The sequence below is a fragment of the Enterobacter cloacae complex sp. SHL022 genome (assembly GCF_049237785.1).
Taxonomy (GTDB): Bacteria; Pseudomonadota; Gammaproteobacteria; order Enterobacterales; family Enterobacteriaceae; genus Enterobacter; species Enterobacter hormaechei_C.
The window spans coordinates 30,045-46,142 of the sequence record NZ_JBMKJH010000011.1; the positions used below are offsets into that span (position 1 = coordinate 30,045).

Genomic DNA, 16,098 nt, shown 5'->3' on the forward strand with positions numbered 1-16,098 from the left:
GACTTTCCGGTGAAATCTGCGCCTCTGGTATAGACTTAAGGTGCAAAAAATAACCCGTGGAGGTCATATGAAGCGTTTTGCTCTGGCAATGGTCACGCTGGTTGTTTGCGCAGGGGCGCAGGCAGCCAGCGAGGACGTTGAAATGAATCTCGTCACTTCTCAGGGGGTAGGTCAGTCCATCGGGACGGTGAAAATCACCGAAACCGATAAAGGGCTGGAATTTGCTCCCGATCTCAAGGCTCTTCCACCCGGCGAACATGGTTTTCACGTTCATGCTAAAGGCAGCTGTCAACCCGCGATGAAAGAGGGGAAACCAACAGCTGCGGAAGCCGCAGGGGGGCATCTCGACCCGCAGAACTCCGGTAAGCATGAAGGCCCGGAAGGGATGGGGCACCTCGGCGATCTGCCGGTGCTGGTGGTAAATAACGATGGTAAAGCCACCGATCCGGTTGTGGCGCCACGACTCAAAAAGCTTGACGAGGTCAAAGGCAAGGCGCTGATGGTCCACGTGGGCGGCGATAACATGTCCGATCAACCTGAACCGCTTGGCGGCGGCGGGGCGCGCTATGCCTGCGGGGTGATCTGATCGCCAATCGTTCCGGGTGGCGGCGCCTGTTCAAGCTGTGACAGGGAGCAGTGCAGCCGCCAGATAATGGATGCCAGATCGCGGGCCGCAGGCTGATGATGGTGCGCCAGCGTGTCGCAAATACGCTGAAGCTCGGCGAGCGTGACGCTCAGGGGGCGCTGCTGCACCCCGCGCTCGCTCATCACATCGCGGAGCATGGAAATACAGTTATCACGGACCTGCGACAGCGGATCGGAACGCGTCTCCCAGGCGCGCAGCTGCCACACCACGTGCGAACAGTTTAGCAGCACCACGCCCCAGCGCAGTAGCCAGCGACGGGAGAGTGAATCCTGGCTGTTGTTCAGCTGGCTGACATGATGGTAAACCAGCGATTCATACTCGCTTTCGCGCAGATGCGGCCTGCGGCTCAGCTGATCGACAAAACCCCTGCGCAACTCCCGAATATGCCTGCGGCTTTTACGCGCGTCCGAGCCCGGGCGTAGCACGGCGAAAGCCAGCCACGCCAGCCCCACGCCGAGGATCTTCGCCAGGTTGTCGTTGAGAAAATCAGCGTAATCGTAAACCGGTGGATTCGTTACAGAGATAAATGAGCCCATAAAAACAATTAACTGACCCCACAGACCGGCCAGTTTAGGCATTTGCAGTTTGAGCAACTGCATGGTGGTTAATAGCGGGAAGAGAAACAGCAGAAATTGCCAGAGGTCGGTTATCTGCACCATCAAACCAAATTTCACCACGAAGCTGAACAGCGACAGCAGCACCAGCGTACGCAGCAGAAGCGTCAGGGAGTTAAAGGGGGAAGCGGCGACGGAATAGAGCACGCAGCTGATTGCCGCAAGCGTCAGGGCCGCACTGCCCGCATCCCATTGCGTGGTGATGGCCCATGCGCCTACGGCCGTCAACGCGCAAAACGTACGAAAACCGCTCCACAGCGCCTCCATTGCGTCGGTATGCCGCGCCAGAGCAGGACTACCGGGAACGGAAAATTCGGTGACGGGCGTGGCATTCTCGACGGCTTTTAACCAGCGGCTGCTGCGCAGATACAGGCGGCAGAAATAGTTCAGACGCTGCCAGAAGGCGCGATGCCGGTAGTCATATTCATCCGCTGGGGCGAGCGGCGCGATAATGCGGGCCACGGTATAAATATCGGCATCCGAACGCGCAAGGGTAGCGAGCAGCGCCTCGATAATCTCCCGGGTATGGGCTGGCGGTGCAGGCCAGTTCAGCAACATCCGACGAAGGCTCGAGATCGCGCTCGTCATCCGCAATTGCTGGTGCAATAAATAGTTCAGAAGCGTGTTCTGGCGACGAAAACGGTAGTGGCTCCAGAAAGCCTGGATGCGCAACAGGTTCATGGTCAGGATCTGGCCGATGACCTTTTCGTGCGCGAGGCGGATGTCATCGCTGCTGTCAGGCTGCCAGAGCAGGCTGGCATGTTCCAGCAAACGTGCGTGCATCGTTTTAAGGGCGGTGATAAGCGTAGTGCCATCTGAGGTGCTGGGCAGGATCATCATCATGACGCCCCCGCACAGAATGCCGACCATCACTTCACACACGCGTGCCTGGGCGATATCCCACAGCTCAGTGGTATCCAGCACGTTGACGACCGGAAAGGCGATAATGGCCGCGGTGTAACCCGCCAGTTGAAACGCATAGGCAACGTTATTGGTAAAATGAGCGCAGGCCCAGGTACACAGCCCCAGCCATGCCGACATGCTTAACAAAAAGAGCCAGGGATCGTTCAGAGTATGGCCGGCAAGAAGCAGTGCGGCGGTTGCCCCCAGCAGGCTACCCGCCACGCGCCCGAGGCTTTTACTGATAACGCCCCCGACGGTTGGGAAGCTGACGACCGCCGCAGAGGTCATCGCCCAGTAAGGCTCATCCAGATTCAGATAATAGGCAACCGTAAGCGCAAGGCACATGGCGATGCCGTTACGCAGCGCGTAACGCCACTGCGGCCGTGTCGCTTTTATCCACGGCGTATTGCGCCAGGAGAGAGCTCCCAGGTTCATCATCGCGATCCGATGGCGACGGTGCAGGTTGTGCCAGAGACCAGGGTAATGTCTTTCGGCAGTTGATCAAACTCGACGCGAACAGGCACCCGCTGAGCCAGACGCACCCACGGTACGTTGGGTTTGATGTCGGGCACCAGGCCAGAATCGGTTTCCACGCTCTGATCGTAAATTGCCCGACCTATGCTGCTAACGTGACCCTGTAACGTTTCTGCGCCGCTGTAAAGCGTGATTCGGGCAGGCGCTCCCTCGCGGATATGGCGCAGCTTGGTCTCTTCAAAATAACCTACAACATAGAAAGAGCGGCTGTCGACCAGGGCAAAGACCGGCTGGCCTGTGGTGGCGTAATCCCCCACACGGGTCGACAGGCTCGTGATCCATCCATCCACCGGAGCTTTGACAACGGTCTGGGTCAGTTGCCACTCGGCCTGTTTCAGCGTTGCCTCTGCAACCTTCAGGCTGGCCTGCATGGCTTTTACATTGATATTGGCGGTATCGAGATCTTCCGCAGAGATGTAATTCCTCGACAGATGTCGGCGACGTTCGGCTTCGTTATTGGCTTTTGCCAGATCGGATTGAGCTTTTGCGAGCTGCGCCTGGGCATTGAGCACCGCAATGTGAAAAGGGGTCTCGTCGATGCGGAATAACACATCACCCGCATGAACGAACTGGTTGTCCTTCACCAGCAGCGCGCTGATACTGCCGGACACCTGTGGCGTGATGCTGACCTGTTCCGCGCGGATCTTGCCGTCACGCGTCCAGGGCGACTGCATGTAATAATTCCAGAGCCACCAGCCGGCGATAAGCGCCAGCGCTAAGACGAAAAGAGTGGAAAAATATTTTAACGTTTTCAATGCTATTCTCACCACACGGTTAACACGGCAAGGCCAAGACAGACGGAGAGGGTAAACAGGGAGAGATCCATTAACATCGGGTGCCAGATTTCACCGGAATACATCCAGTCGCGCAGCAGACGATGCGCAATGAGCCAGATCACAAAACCGACCATCACGGCTTTAAACAGTGGCGGAAAGTAGACCGATGCGCCAACAATCAGATCCTGGAGGGGCAACCCTGCGGAGAAGGAAAACAACGTCACAAGCAGCGATCCTTTGCGGTGGAATGAGGGCCACAATGGCAGATTTCAATGCGATGGCGCATTACCGTTCAGTGTAAATCATCCTTTAAGGAATGATGAATACCGTGATTGCATTTGTTTTGGCAATACAAATACTGCAAACTATTCTAAAATCACTATAATCACTTAGCAAGCTAATTATAAGGAGATGAAATTGGAATCGCCATTAGGTTCTGATCTGGCAAGGTTGGTACGCATCTGGCGTGCTCTGATTGACCATCGCCTGAAACCTCTGGAACTCACACAGACGCACTGGGTTACGCTGCACAACATCCATCAGCTTCCGCCCGATCAGTCACAGATCCAATTGGCAAAAGCGATTGGTATTGAACAGCCTTCCCTGGTGCGTACCCTTGACCAGCTGGAAGAGAAGGGACTCATCTCCCGACAAACCTGCGCCAGCGACCGTCGCGCCAAGCGGATCAAATTGACGGAAAAAGCGGCCCCGATTATTACTGAGATGGAAACCGTCATCAGTAAAACGCGAGGGGAGATCCTGGCCGGTATTTCACCCGCTGAGCTGGAGATGCTGATCGGACTCATCGCCCGTCTTGAGCAAAACATCCACGATTTACAGTCGCGCGACTGACGTTGTTCACTGGCCTTGCTCGTGCAAGGCCTTTGTCATGTTCTGAACACCACCACCCGGTTGCGGCCCGTCTCTTTTGCCTCGTACATGGCTTTATCCGCGCTTTCCACACAGGTTTCAGCGCTGGTTTCCGGCGATGTTGCGGTGAATACTCCCATACTAATGGTAATCGGTTCCGGAAGCTGCCCACCGCTGCTGGCCTTGTCAAACCCGCTCAACTTGAGGCGAATACGTTCGGCAACCTGATGCGCGACATCGGACGGTGTATTTGTCAGCATGAGCACAAACTCTTCGCCGCCGATCCGCGCCGCGATATCCTGCGGTCGCACCGAATCGGTCAACAGGTTTGAGACAAACTGTAAAACCCTATCCCCCTGCAAATGACCGTAGCAGTCGTTAATGCGTTTAAAACGGTCAAGATCGCTCACGACCACCGACACCGGATGTGTCACCGTGGCCGTGTTTAGCGCGTGATTTAATGAATCATAGAAATAGCTGCGATTATAAAGACGGGTGAGGGGGTCGCGGATGGAATTTTGATAAGACTGCTGATATTTTACATGCGAGTCACGATACAAATTAAATACGTCGGAAAGTAAGATGAAAATAATCATTAACGTAGCGACAGTTTCGAATAACCGTGCCCGGTACCATGAAATATCTTCAGCGTGTCCGCCTAACAATAGCATGAGCAGAGTGACGATATAACAGACACATAAAAAATTGCCGCCGACCCAAAACAAATTCCTCACGCGGGTAATGGCCAACAGGGTGATTAACGTTACTACCCACAGGACGATCAAAATGATATTGATCGCCTGGCTCCAGAGAACCATAAACTGTCGGGTTTCATTATCCACCAGGTCCAGTGTGAGCAGGGTTGAATGGCTGGAATAGAACAATGCCAGCCCAAGCATACAGCCCGTAAAGAGCGAGGCGCCGACAACGATACCAACATGGGCGCTTCGTGAGAGCGCAGAATTGCGCAGGGTATACAGTAATGCTGCGACGATCATCAGCACCGCCATTAAAAAGTGGCGGAACATGTAGAAAATCATGGCGTCGTTATAGTTCGCTTCGTTGAACTGATAGAGATCAAGCCAGGCCGGGAAGCTGGCCAGTGTCCCCACCATCAGTAACGCCGAACCGGCAAAGGCCAGGGCAATGGGAACAAGATATAATCGCCTTTTGTCGCACCAGTATTTCATTGCCATAAAACAGGCAATAAACAGATGGAACACCAGAAGAAATATCGTCAGCGTAGGGAAAAACAAAGGTGAAAACGAAGGAACCCATTCAACAAGTTTTATAAAAAAACCTTGTAATACGGCAATGATAACAATGCACCCAAGCGCGAAGGCCACAAAGCGGTTCTTTACAAATCGACAGATCGCAAGCATAGAGAATTTAAAAATTAAAAAAGGAAAAAGAGATTGCGAAGAGTCTAAGCGAGGGAAATAAAAAATACTTTGCGCACGGACAAGAACGGGTGAAATGAATAATTCACCATGTGAATATATTGTGCCAATATATTATTGGAAATGATGATTTTGGTAAATGGATGCGGTCTGAAAGACCACATCCATCAGGATATTAACGCGGGGAGACGGTGACCTGGCTGCCGTTGCTTGCAAGAACAACACGCTGGCCAGCAGAGAAGCGGGTGTTACCCTGTTTCTGCACAACCATAATAGTGCTGCCATCGTCTTTGCGGATTTCCAGCTCAACGCCCTGAGTTTTGTTCATCGCACCCTGAACGCCCTGACCCGCTACGCCGCCTGCAACTGCGCCCGCTGCGGTCGCCAGAGAACGTCCGGTGCCGCCGCCAATGGTATTACCCAGGAAACCACCCAGCACAGCACCGCCGATTGCGCCCACCACGTTCGTGTCATCGCCACCCTGAATCTGAACAGGACGGGCATTAACGATAGTACCGTATGTCACGTTCTGTACCTGTTTAGCTTCAGAAGCACTATATACGTCGCCGGAGAGTGAACTGTCATTCACACAACCCGCCAGTGTTAAACCAATCAGCGAAACGCCCAGTACACGTAAAATCATTTGACTCTCCTGTTCACCAAAAAACGCCCGGTTGGGGCATCCGTCATGGCTAAATTATATGGCATTCCTGACCACAGTTCATATCTTTGCATGCCGAATAAATAAATTTTACCTGAACAGGGCTTAACGGGACATAAACAAACATCGCCTGTGCTACAGGTCTGAGATTGTTAAAAATTATTATCACCGCATAGCAAAGCCGCGTTATTTATGATGGAGTGTTTGCACTTAGCCCATGTAACGTAAGGAAAGCGCATGAAATCGGGTCGCTATATCGGTGTGATGTCTGGTACCAGTCTTGACGGTGTGGATGTCGTTCTGGCCGCCATTGATGAAAACATGGTGGCGCAGCAGGCAAGCCTGACCTGGCCAATTCCGGTCTCGTTAAAAGAAGAGATCCTGAACATCTGCCAGGGGCAACAGCTGACGCTTTCCCAACTGGGCCAACTGGATGTGCGTCTGGGGGCGCTGTTTGCTGATGCGGTACTGGCCCTGATGCAGCAGGAAAGACTCCACCCGCAGGATATCGTGGCAATAGGCTGCCATGGGCAGACCGTCTGGCATGAACCTGTCGGCGAGGCGCCGCACACGATGCAAATTGGCGATAACAACCAGATTGTGGCAAAAACCGGCGTGACGGTGGTGGGTGATTTCCGTCGTCGCGATATGGCCCTCGGCGGGCAGGGGGCGCCGCTGGTTCCGGCTTTTCATCAAGCGCTGCTGGCGCACCCGTTAGAGCGCAGGATGGTCCTGAACATCGGCGGGATCGCCAACCTGTCGATGCTTATTCCCGGGCAGCCCGTGCGGGGGTACGATACCGGACCCGGTAATATGCTGATGGATGCCTGGATTTGGCGTCAGAGCGGCAAAGCCTATGACAAAGACGCGCAGTGGGCCAGCCAGGGGAAAGTGATCCTTCCCTTGCTGCAAACCCTGTTAAGCGATCCTTTCTTTGCTCTGCCTGCGCCAAAAAGCACGGGGAGGGAATATTTCAACTACGGCTGGCTTGAACGTCAGCTGGCGCGCTTCCCCGGCCTTGCGCCTCAGGATGTGCAGGCTACGCTGACGGAGCTCACCGCGGTGTCGATCTCTGAACAGGTGTTGCTGAGCGGCGGGTGTGAGCGCTTGCTGGTATGCGGAGGCGGAAGCCGAAACCCGCTGGTGATGGCACGCCTCGCCGCCTTGCTGCCGGGCACCGAAGTCACGACCACTGATGAAGCCGGGATCAGCGGAGACGATATGGAAGCGCTGGCCTTCGCCTGGCTTGCCTGGCGTACGGTTGCCGGTCTGCCGGGTAATTTACCCTCCGTAACCGGTGCGCGGGAGGCGAGCGTCCTCGGGGCCATTTTCCCCGCAAACCCGCGCCATAATCAGAGTTAACTGAAATTCAGCGGGAGGCGTAACCCGTAAAATAGGGAAAAACAGGAGGGCGGTTAGGCCCTCCAGGACCAGGATAGTCTTCGGAATCTGCCCATGAAAAAACTTCTTCTCATTGCTGTACCTTTTCTTATGACCGGATGCAGCGTCTATAACCAGTTCGTTGAGCGTATGCAAACCGATACGCTGGAATATCGTTGTGATGAAAAACCGCTGACGGTGAAGCTGAACAACCCGCGTCAGGAAGCCAGCTTTGTTTATGACAATAAGTTGTTGACGCTGAAGCAGGGAATGTCGGCCTCCGGTGCGCGCTACTCAGACGGGATCTACGTCTTCTGGTCGAAAGGCGACAGCGCCACCGTCTACAAGCGTGACCGCATTGTGCTGAACAATTGTCAGCTTCAAAATCCGAAGCGTTGAGATTTTTGAAGGGGGCGCGCACAATAGCGCCACCCAATCTCACTTTCAGCTAACGCCATGTCAGATAACGACGAACTACAGCAAATTGCGCATCTGCGCCGTGAATACACCAAAGGCGGTCTGCGACGCCAGGATCTTCCCGCCGAACCGCTGGTGCTTTTTGAACGCTGGCTGAAGCAGGCCTGCGAAGCGAAACTGGCCGACCCGACCGCGATGGTTGTTGCCACGGTTGATGAAAATGGTCAGCCGTATCAACGCATCGTTCTTCTCAAGCATTATGACGAGAAAGGGCTGGTGTTCTACACCAACCTGGGCAGTCGTAAAGCGCATCACCTTGAAAATAATCCGCGTATTAGCCTGCTCTTCCCGTGGCATATGCTTGAGCGCCAGGTGATGGTTACCGGCAAGGCGGAGCGCCTCTCTACGCTCGAAGTGGTGAAATATTTCCACAGCCGCCCGCGCGACAGTCAGATCGGTGCCTGGGTCTCTAAACAGTCCAGCCGAATCTCAGCCCGCGGCGTGCTGGAGAGTAAATTCCTCGAACTCAAACAGAAGTTTCAGCAGGGTGAAGTACCGCTGCCGAGTTTCTGGGGCGGGTTCCGCATCCCCATTGAGCAGATGGAATTCTGGCAGGGCGGTGAACACCGTCTCCACGACCGCTTTTTATACCAGCGCGACAACGGTGGCTGGAAAATCGACAGACTGGCACCGTAATCCCCAAAATTTGTTGATTTAAGCGCTAGCGCACACCGCGCTGGCGCTTTATTCTATGGTCCTTTCGCATCAGGCGAAAAGTCGTGTACCGGCAAAGGTGCAGTCGTTTATACATGGAGAATTTGATGGCAAGCAGTAACTTGATTAAACAATTGCAAGAGCGGGGCCTCGTGGCCCAGGTGACGGACGAGGAAGCGTTAGCAGAGCGACTGGCGCAAGGCCCGATCGCGCTCTATTGCGGCTTCGATCCCACCGCTGACAGCTTGCATTTGGGGCATCTTGTTCCATTGTTATGCCTGAAACGCTTCCAGATGGCCGGCCATAAGCCTGTCGCTCTGGTTGGCGGCGCGACCGGTCTGATTGGCGACCCAAGTTTCAAAGCCGCTGAGCGTAAGCTTAATACCGAAGATACCGTGCAGGAGTGGGTGGATAAGATCCGTAAACAGGTTGCACCATTCCTGGATTTCGACTGCGGTGAGAACTCTGCGATTGCGGCGAACAACTACGACTGGTTTGGTGGCATGAACGTGCTGACGTTCCTGCGTGACATCGGCAAACACTTCTCTGTTAACCAGATGATTAACAAAGAAGCAGTGAAGCAGCGTCTTAACCGTGACGACCAAGGTATCTCTTTCACCGAGTTCTCCTACAACCTGTTGCAGGGGTATGACTTTGCCTGCCTGAACAAGCTGCACGGCGTATCTCTGCAAATTGGCGGTTCCGACCAGTGGGGTAACATCACCTCCGGTATCGATCTGACCCGTCGCCTCCACCAGAATCAGGTGTTTGGTCTGACCGTGCCGTTGATCACCAAAGCAGACGGTACCAAGTTCGGTAAGACCGAAGGCGGCGCGGTATGGCTGGATCCGAAGAAAACCAGCCCGTATAAATTCTACCAGTTCTGGATCAACACGGCGGATGCCGACGTTTATCGCTTCCTGAAGTTCTTCACCTTTATGGATATCGAAGAAATCAATGCGCTGGAAGAAGAAGACAAGAACAGCGGTAAAGCACCACGCGCCCAGTACGTGCTGGCGGACGAAGTAACCAAACTGGTTCACGGCGAAGAAGGTCTGGCGGCGGCGAAACGCATTACGGCGAGCCTGTTCAACGGGACCCTGAGCGATTTAAGCGAAGCGGATTTCGAACAGCTGGCGCAGGATGGCGTACCGATGGTGGAGATGGAAAAAGGCGCCGATCTGATGCAGGCGCTGGTGGACTCCGAGCTCCAGCCGTCTCGCGGTCAGGCGCGTAAAACCATCGCCTCTAACGCGATCACCATTAATGGCGAAAAACAGGCCGATCCGGAATACACCTTTACCGAGAACGACCGTCTCTATGGTCGCTACACGCTGCTGCGTCGCGGTAAGAAAAATTACTGCCTGGTCTGCTGGAAGTAATTAAAAGTATGCAGGGGCGTGGGAAACCACGCCCCTTTTGTTTTGACAGGGTTTGGTAAGTACAACATGAAGAACATCCTCGCCATTCAGTCCCACGTTGTGTTTGGACATGCTGGCAACAGCGCTGCGGAATTCCCGATGCGCCGCCTCGGCGTTAACGTCTGGCCCCTCAATACCGTCCAGTTTTCGAATCACACCCAGTACGGTAAATGGACCGGCTGCGTGATGCCGCCGTCGCATCTGACGGAAGTCGTTCAGGGGATTGCGGATATCGACCAGCTTAAACGCTGCGATGCCGTACTGAGCGGCTATCTGGGTTCGGCGGAGCAGGGGGAACATATCCTCGGCATTGTGCGCCAGGTGAAAGCGGCAAACCCCGCGGCGAAATATTTCTGCGATCCGGTGATGGGACATCCTGAAAAAGGCTGCATCGTAGCGCCGGGCGTTGCGGAGTTTCATGTCCGTCATGCATTGCCCGCCAGCGATATTATTGCCCCCAACCTGATTGAACTGGAGATCCTCAGCGAGCATCCGGTTAACAGCGTAGAAGAGGCTGTAAGCGCCTCTCGCGAGCTGATCGCCCAGGGGCCAGAGATTGTGCTGGTTAAGCACCTGGCACGCGCAGGGTTGAGCCAGGACCGTTTTGAAATGCTGCTGGTGACGAAGGATGAAGCCTGGCATATCAGTCGACCGCTGGTGGATTTCGGTACACGTCAGCCTGTCGGGGTCGGGGATGTGACCAGCGGTTTGCTGCTGGTGAAGCTATTGCAGGGCGCGAGCCTGCGCGATGCGCTGGAGCACGTAACCGCAGCCGTTTATGAAATCATGATTGCGACGAAGACGATGCAGGAATATGAGCTCCAGGTCGTCGCGGCACAGGATCGCATCGCGAAGCCGGAGCACTATTTTAGCGCAACGCAGCTATAGACACTGCCCGGCGGCGCTGCGCTTGCACGGGCCTACGGAATTTGTAGGCCGGGTAAGCGTCAGCGCCACCCGGCTCCCCAGGCCGCTCCGTTAATTCAACCCTTCCGCTTTCAGCGCCGCCGCCACCGCAGGACGCTCCGCCACGCGCGTCATATACGATGCGACATGGTCTAATCCTTCCATGTTCAACTTAACCGCGCGCGCCCAGCGCAGAACGGTAAACAGATAGGCATCGGCGATAGTGAAACGCGAGCCACAGATCCACTGGTCGTCTTTCAGCGCGTCGTTAACGTACTGCAACTTTTTCTCCAGCAGCGCGCGCACGGTAGGTTTGTACTCTTCTGGCGTGTCCGGGCGGAACAGGGGCGTAAAGCCTTTGTGCAGTTCGGTGGCAATATAGTTCAGCCACTCCAGCGTTTTATAACGTGCAATGCTGCCGGTGGGGGCTAGGAGCTGACGATCCGGTACGTTGTCCGCCAGGAATTGCATAATCGCCACCCCTTCGGTCAGCAGGGTGCCATCATCCAGCAGCAGGGCCGGAACCTGCCCTTTTGGGTTAATCGCAAAAAAGTCATCCCCGTTTTCCAGGCGCTTTTTCATCAAGTCAACGCCGTCCAGCGTGAAATCTTTACCGCTCTCGCGAAGCGTAATATGGGAAGCAAGAGAGCAGGCGCCCGGTTTATAGAATAGTTTCATCGGTAACTCCTTTTTGCTGAGGTTCCAGCTATGTTAGTGCGCGTTCGGATAAAAAAAAAGCCGCTAATCAATTAGCGGCTTCTGTTCAGTCGTTTCCCGATGACATTACGCGTTCGCGGTTTTAATCGCTTTAGCGGATTTGTCGTCGTCCTGCGTCATACGATTCAGTTTAGGTGCGGTCAGCAGCATCAGTACGGCAATCACGGCGGTCGCGATACCAATTTGCATGAACACGGTGCCGTAGACATTCAGGGAAACCAGCGGGTCGGTAACGTTGTCTGGTACCGCCATCAGGTTCGCAATCTTACCTGCGATGATGGCCGCGCCAGCGGTAGTCAGGAACCAGCTACCCATGATGAAGCCCATCAGACGCTGAGGGACCAGCTGCGCAACCATCGCCAGGCCCAGACCGGAGATCATCAGTTCACCGATGGATTGCAGCGCATAGCTCAGGATCAGCCAGTTAACAGAAACGATACCCGCGTCGGTCGCGAATTTCGTCCCCAGCGGCAGCACCAGGAATGCGCCAGAGCACAGCACCATACCGATAGCGAATTTGTGCGGCATAGGCAGACGGTCGCCCATCTTGTTATAGATAGCGGCCAGAATCGGGCTACCAATCATGATCCAGAACGGGTTCAGGGCCTGATACTGCTCCGGCTCGAACGCGATACCGAGGATGGAGTGCTCAACGTTGCGGATAGCGAAGAAGTTCAGAGACGTTGGCATCTGGCTGTACAGAACGAAGAAGATGATTGCTTCCAGCATCAGAATGAACGCCACAATCATCTTACGACGTGCCGCACCCTGCATCGCGAAGGCTTCTTTCGCGAAGATAATCACGATACCCAGCGCAACCACGCCCAGTACGGCACGTGCAACGCCCTGGTTATGCAGCAGCCAGGTGGCGACAGCGGCCAGGATCACGATGCCGACGATGGTTGCCAGCAGTTTGCCCATGTGCACGGGTTCGAAGTCTGGTTTTGAACCATAGTCTTTAACCCAGCTACGGCAGAACAGGAAGTTCACAACGGTGATCAGCATACCCACGAAGCTCAGCGCAAACGCTACGCTCCAGCCGAATTTTGCGGCCAGCCATGGGGTTGCCAGCATAGAGAAGAAGGAGCCGATGTTGATGGACATGTAGTACATGGTAAATGCACCGTCCAGACGTGGGTCATCTTTGCTGTAGCAGGTAGAGAGCAGGGAAGATGGGTTCGCCTTGAAGAGGCCGTTACCTACCGCGATGGTAGCCATGCCCATGTAAACCACACCTGCATCGTGCCCGGACCAGGCAACCAGCCCATAGCCAATCGCCAGAACAACGGCGCCCAGCATAATGACTCGTTTAGTACCGAGGACTTTATCGCCTAACCAGCCGCCGATAGCGACGAGGCCATACACCAGGGCGCTGAAGGAAGAGAATAGCGTGATGGAATCGGCTTCAGACATACCCAGCTGTTTAACCAGGTAAACCGCCATGATCCCTTGCAGGCCGTAGTAGCCAAAACGTTCCCATAATTCGATAGAGAAAATGAGATAGAACGCTTTAGGCTGTTTGAAAGCGTTAAGACTTACGCTCTCATCTGTTGGTTTATTGTTTGCAGTAGACACATATACCTCTTTTTTTACATCCCATATTAACGGGGGTGTTCATAGCGTGATGACCGTAGTCCATCCGCTTTATAGTTATATTGGGAGGGGAAACGGCGGGTAATGTTCACTATCCAGCCCCATCTGGCAATACGTTTGTAATAATCTGTTACATATAACTCTGGCGGTATAATCATCGGTTCACGCAAATGTTATGCAGCTTTAAATTTCATTGGTTGAAAATTAGTGGTTTTTTTGACTGTGAGTGACCCTGTTTAATGGCTGTATGGCGATATGTTCTGCTATTTCGGGTGATTGGCAGTGATATAGCCCATGTTCTGAAAAATGACTGGTCTTATGTGCGGTGTGGAATAGACGAAATCTTGTCTGACAAAGGGGTTGGGCGGGTTTTAACAACAAAAATCCAACATCAGGTTATCAGAGTGATCGCGATCACAGATGTATAGAAATTTTTGGTGATGAAAAAACTATTAACCTGTTTGAGTGTTAAATGACCGAAGAATCGACAATGCGTAAAGGAGAAAAAGAGGGTAATTTATGGTCAAATGAGAAGATATCAGAGCCCTTGTTAATTCTAAGGGCTTGAAAAGGTAAGAAGTAAGGTGGTTTACGCTCAGGGATAGACTTTTTCTTTGTATTCGCAGAGATCTTCGATAATGCAGGAACCGCAGCGTGGCTTACGGGCAATACAGGTATACCGGCCGTGCAGGATCAGCCAGTGGTGGCAGTCCACCTTAAATTCCGCAGGAACGACTTTTAACAGCTTCTCTTCAACCTCTTCCACGTTTTTACCCGGCGCGAAACGGGTGCGATTTGAGACGCGGAAGATATGGGTATCCACGGCGATGGTCGGCCAGCCAAACGCCGTGTTCAGCACCACATTTGCCGTTTTACGCCCGACGCCCGGCAACGCTTCCAGCGCGGCGCGATCTTCAGGGACTTCACCGCCGTGCTTCTCCAGCAGGATCCGGCAGGTCTTAATGACGTTTTCGGCCTTGCTGTTAAACAGGCCAATGGTCTTGATATAGGATTTCACACCTTCAACGCCCAGCTCCAGCATGGCCTGCGGCGTATTGGCGACAGGGTAGAGCAGGGCAGTGGCTTTATTGACGCTCACGTCCGTCGCCTGTGCAGAGAGCAGCACCGCGATCAACAGTTCAAACGGCGAGTTAAAGTTCAGCTCTGTCGTTGGATGAGGATTCTCATCGCGCAGGCGCGTCAGGATCGCAATGCGTTTCTCTTTATTCATACTGCTTTCTCGGGGATCCCTTCCTGTACGCTGCGTTCAGCGGCGCGGCGTTTACGTTTTTCATCAATCAGGTATTTTAACGCCAGCATCATCCCAAGGCCAATGAAGGCGCCAGGAGGTAGCATGGCCAGCAGGAACGGGGTGTCCGTATGGAACACCTCAATACGCAGCGACTTCGCCCAGCCGCCAAGCAGCGCGTCCGCACCGTCGAAGAGCGTACCGTTGCCCAAAATTTCACGCAGAGAGCCGAGGACGAACATGGCGGCAGTCGCGCCCATGCCGATGGAAAACCCATCCAGCGCGGATATGGCCGGATTGTTTTTCACCGCGAAGGCTTCAGCGCGGCCTACGACAATACAGTTAGTCACGATAAGCGGAATGAAGATCCCGAGCGACTGGTACAGGCCAAATGCGTAGGCGTTAATCAGCATTTGCACGACGCTGACCACCGACGCAATGATCATGACATAAATCGGAATACGGATTTCTGACGGCATCCAGCGGCGCAAAACAGAAATGGAAAAGTTAGTCAGGGTCAGCACCAGCGTGGTCGCCAGCCCCAGCCCGAGCGCGTTGGTGGCGGTAGACGTCACCGCCAGCAGCGGACATAGCCCAAGCAGCTGCACCAGCGCGGAGTTGTTCTTCCAGAGACCCTGGACGATAACCTCTTTAACCTGGCTCATGGTCACTCCTCACAGGTGGAAAGATGATTGATCTGCGCGGGCAGCGTTTCGGCATACAGCCCGGCGCGCTTTACGGCGTTGACCACCGCTCGCGGGGTAATCGTGGCGCCCGTGAACTGGTCAAATTCGCCGCCATCTTTTTTCACCGCGAAAGCAGGATCGTCCTCGCCATGAATCATCTTTCCGGCGAAGTGTAAGATCCAGTCGCTTAAGCGTGTTTCAATTTTGTCGCCAAGGCCCGGCGTTTCGTGATGTTCCGTCACGCGCGTACCCAGTACGGTGCCGGAAAAATCGCTGCCCACCAGCAGCTGAATCGCACCGGAGTAACCGTCCGGCGCGGTGGCTTCCATGACGGCGCCCACGGGGTTATCGCCCTTGCGGGCAATATAAACGCGATGGGGTCCTTTACCAAGCTGCGGAGCCTGCACGACAAAGCAGCTTTTTTGCAGGTCGTTATCGTAGAGATCGGATGGGATCACCTGATCGAACAGCGCTTTTTGCTGCTTCATTGCCTGCTCTGCAATGGTGGTTTTCGTCAGTTCATTTACCAGCGCGGTCAGCCCGGTGAGGGCGGCGGCGAAGATCGCCAGCGTGACGCCGTGTTTTTGCATTGTCTTTAGCATGGCGCGACC

17 protein-coding genes are annotated in these 16,098 nt (G+C 54.3%); 7 read left to right on the top strand and 10 right to left on the bottom strand.

All coding sequences use genetic code 11. The features are described from left to right. Positions 1-67 precede the first annotated feature (67 nt). Positions 68-586 carry a superoxide dismutase [Cu-Zn] SodC gene (sodC, locus tag ACOTZD_RS19750; RefSeq protein ID WP_023313963.1) on the top strand — a complete coding sequence of 173 codons (519 nt, stop codon included), beginning with the start codon at positions 68-70 and terminating at the stop codon, positions 584-586. Here the strand turns inward: sodC and ACOTZD_RS19755 are convergent. Genes ACOTZD_RS19755 through ACOTZD_RS19765 form a run of 3 tightly spaced genes read right to left on the bottom strand, consistent with a single transcriptional unit; the run spans position 565 to position 3,697 of the window. Then, the gene (locus tag ACOTZD_RS19755; RefSeq protein WP_032610210.1) at positions 565-2,598 is read right to left on the bottom strand and encodes an FUSC family protein; all 2,034 of its coding nucleotides are present in this window, start codon (positions 2,596-2,598) and stop codon (positions 565-567) included. The genes sodC and ACOTZD_RS19755 overlap by 22 nt on opposite strands. Beyond that, complete coding sequence (locus ACOTZD_RS19760) at positions 2,598-3,458, bottom strand: HlyD family secretion protein (RefSeq protein WP_032610212.1); 861 nt, start codon at positions 3,456-3,458, stop codon at positions 2,598-2,600. The genes ACOTZD_RS19755 and ACOTZD_RS19760 overlap by 1 nt, the downstream gene beginning before the upstream one ends. Before the next feature lie 2 nt (positions 3,459-3,460). Next, positions 3,461-3,697 (bottom strand): DUF1656 domain-containing protein, encoded by a 237-nt coding sequence (locus tag ACOTZD_RS19765; RefSeq protein WP_003857607.1) that lies wholly within the window; start codon positions 3,695-3,697, stop codon positions 3,461-3,463. 187 nt (positions 3,698-3,884) lie between these two features. Between ACOTZD_RS19765 and slyA the strand changes: the two genes are divergently transcribed. Continuing rightward, complete coding sequence (slyA, locus tag ACOTZD_RS19770; RefSeq protein WP_006808997.1) at positions 3,885-4,325, top strand: transcriptional regulator SlyA; 441 nt, start codon at positions 3,885-3,887, stop codon at positions 4,323-4,325. A gap of 35 nt (positions 4,326-4,360) precedes the next feature. Here the strand turns inward: slyA and ACOTZD_RS19775 are convergent, their stop codons facing one another. Then, complete coding sequence (locus tag ACOTZD_RS19775; RefSeq protein ID WP_023313968.1) at positions 4,361-5,725, bottom strand: GGDEF domain-containing protein; 1,365 nt, start codon at positions 5,723-5,725, stop codon at positions 4,361-4,363. Between the two features lie 193 nt (positions 5,726-5,918). Next, on the bottom strand, positions 5,919-6,386 hold the full coding sequence (gene slyB, locus ACOTZD_RS19780; protein ID WP_003857604.1) for an outer membrane lipoprotein SlyB: 468 nt from the start codon (positions 6,384-6,386) through the stop codon (positions 5,919-5,921). 255 nt (positions 6,387-6,641) lie between these two features. Here slyB and anmK point away from each other — a divergent pair, with 255 nt between their 5' ends. From anmK to pdxY, 5 genes are all read left to right on the top strand, one after another. Further along, entirely contained in the window at positions 6,642-7,766 is a 1,125-nt protein-coding gene (gene anmK / locus ACOTZD_RS19785; RefSeq protein WP_023313969.1) for an anhydro-N-acetylmuramic acid kinase, read from the top strand. Positions 7,767-7,859: 93 nt separating this feature from the next. Continuing rightward, complete coding sequence (mliC, locus tag ACOTZD_RS19790; protein ID WP_003857602.1) at positions 7,860-8,183, top strand: C-type lysozyme inhibitor; 324 nt, start codon at positions 7,860-7,862, stop codon at positions 8,181-8,183. 57 nt (positions 8,184-8,240) lie between these two features. Then, positions 8,241-8,897 (top strand): pyridoxamine 5'-phosphate oxidase, encoded by a 657-nt coding sequence (pdxH, locus tag ACOTZD_RS19795; protein WP_003857601.1) that lies wholly within the window; start codon positions 8,241-8,243, stop codon positions 8,895-8,897. Positions 8,898-9,022: 125 nt separating this feature from the next. After that, entirely contained in the window at positions 9,023-10,297 is a 1,275-nt protein-coding gene (gene tyrS / locus ACOTZD_RS19800) for a tyrosine--tRNA ligase (RefSeq protein WP_003857600.1), read from the top strand. 66 nt (positions 10,298-10,363) lie between these two features. Then, positions 10,364-11,224, top strand: coding sequence for a pyridoxal kinase PdxY (gene pdxY / locus ACOTZD_RS19805; protein WP_047054823.1), 861 nt, complete (start codon positions 10,364-10,366; stop codon positions 11,222-11,224). A gap of 90 nt (positions 11,225-11,314) precedes the next feature. Here pdxY and gstA read toward each other — a convergent pair whose 3' ends face one another. The 5 genes from gstA to rsxG form a co-directional block, all read right to left on the bottom strand. After that, on the bottom strand, positions 11,315-11,920 hold the full coding sequence (gstA, locus tag ACOTZD_RS19810; protein ID WP_003857598.1) for a glutathione transferase GstA: 606 nt from the start codon (positions 11,918-11,920) through the stop codon (positions 11,315-11,317). A gap of 105 nt (positions 11,921-12,025) precedes the next feature. Continuing rightward, positions 12,026-13,534, bottom strand: coding sequence for a dipeptide/tripeptide permease DtpA (dtpA, locus tag ACOTZD_RS19815; RefSeq protein ID WP_003857596.1), 1,509 nt, complete (start codon positions 13,532-13,534; stop codon positions 12,026-12,028). Between the two features lie 613 nt (positions 13,535-14,147). After that, complete coding sequence (gene nth / locus ACOTZD_RS19820; RefSeq protein WP_003857594.1) at positions 14,148-14,783, bottom strand: endonuclease III; 636 nt, start codon at positions 14,781-14,783, stop codon at positions 14,148-14,150. Further along, a complete protein-coding gene (locus ACOTZD_RS19825; RefSeq protein WP_174402253.1) occupies positions 14,780-15,466 on the bottom strand; it encodes an electron transport complex subunit E in 687 nt (228 codons plus the stop codon). Before ACOTZD_RS19825 ends, nth begins: the two co-directional genes overlap by 4 nt. Positions 15,467-15,468: 2 nt before the next feature. Further along, complete coding sequence (gene rsxG, locus ACOTZD_RS19830; protein ID WP_003857590.1) at positions 15,469-16,089, bottom strand: electron transport complex subunit RsxG; 621 nt, start codon at positions 16,087-16,089, stop codon at positions 15,469-15,471. Positions 16,090-16,098 lie beyond the last annotated feature (9 nt).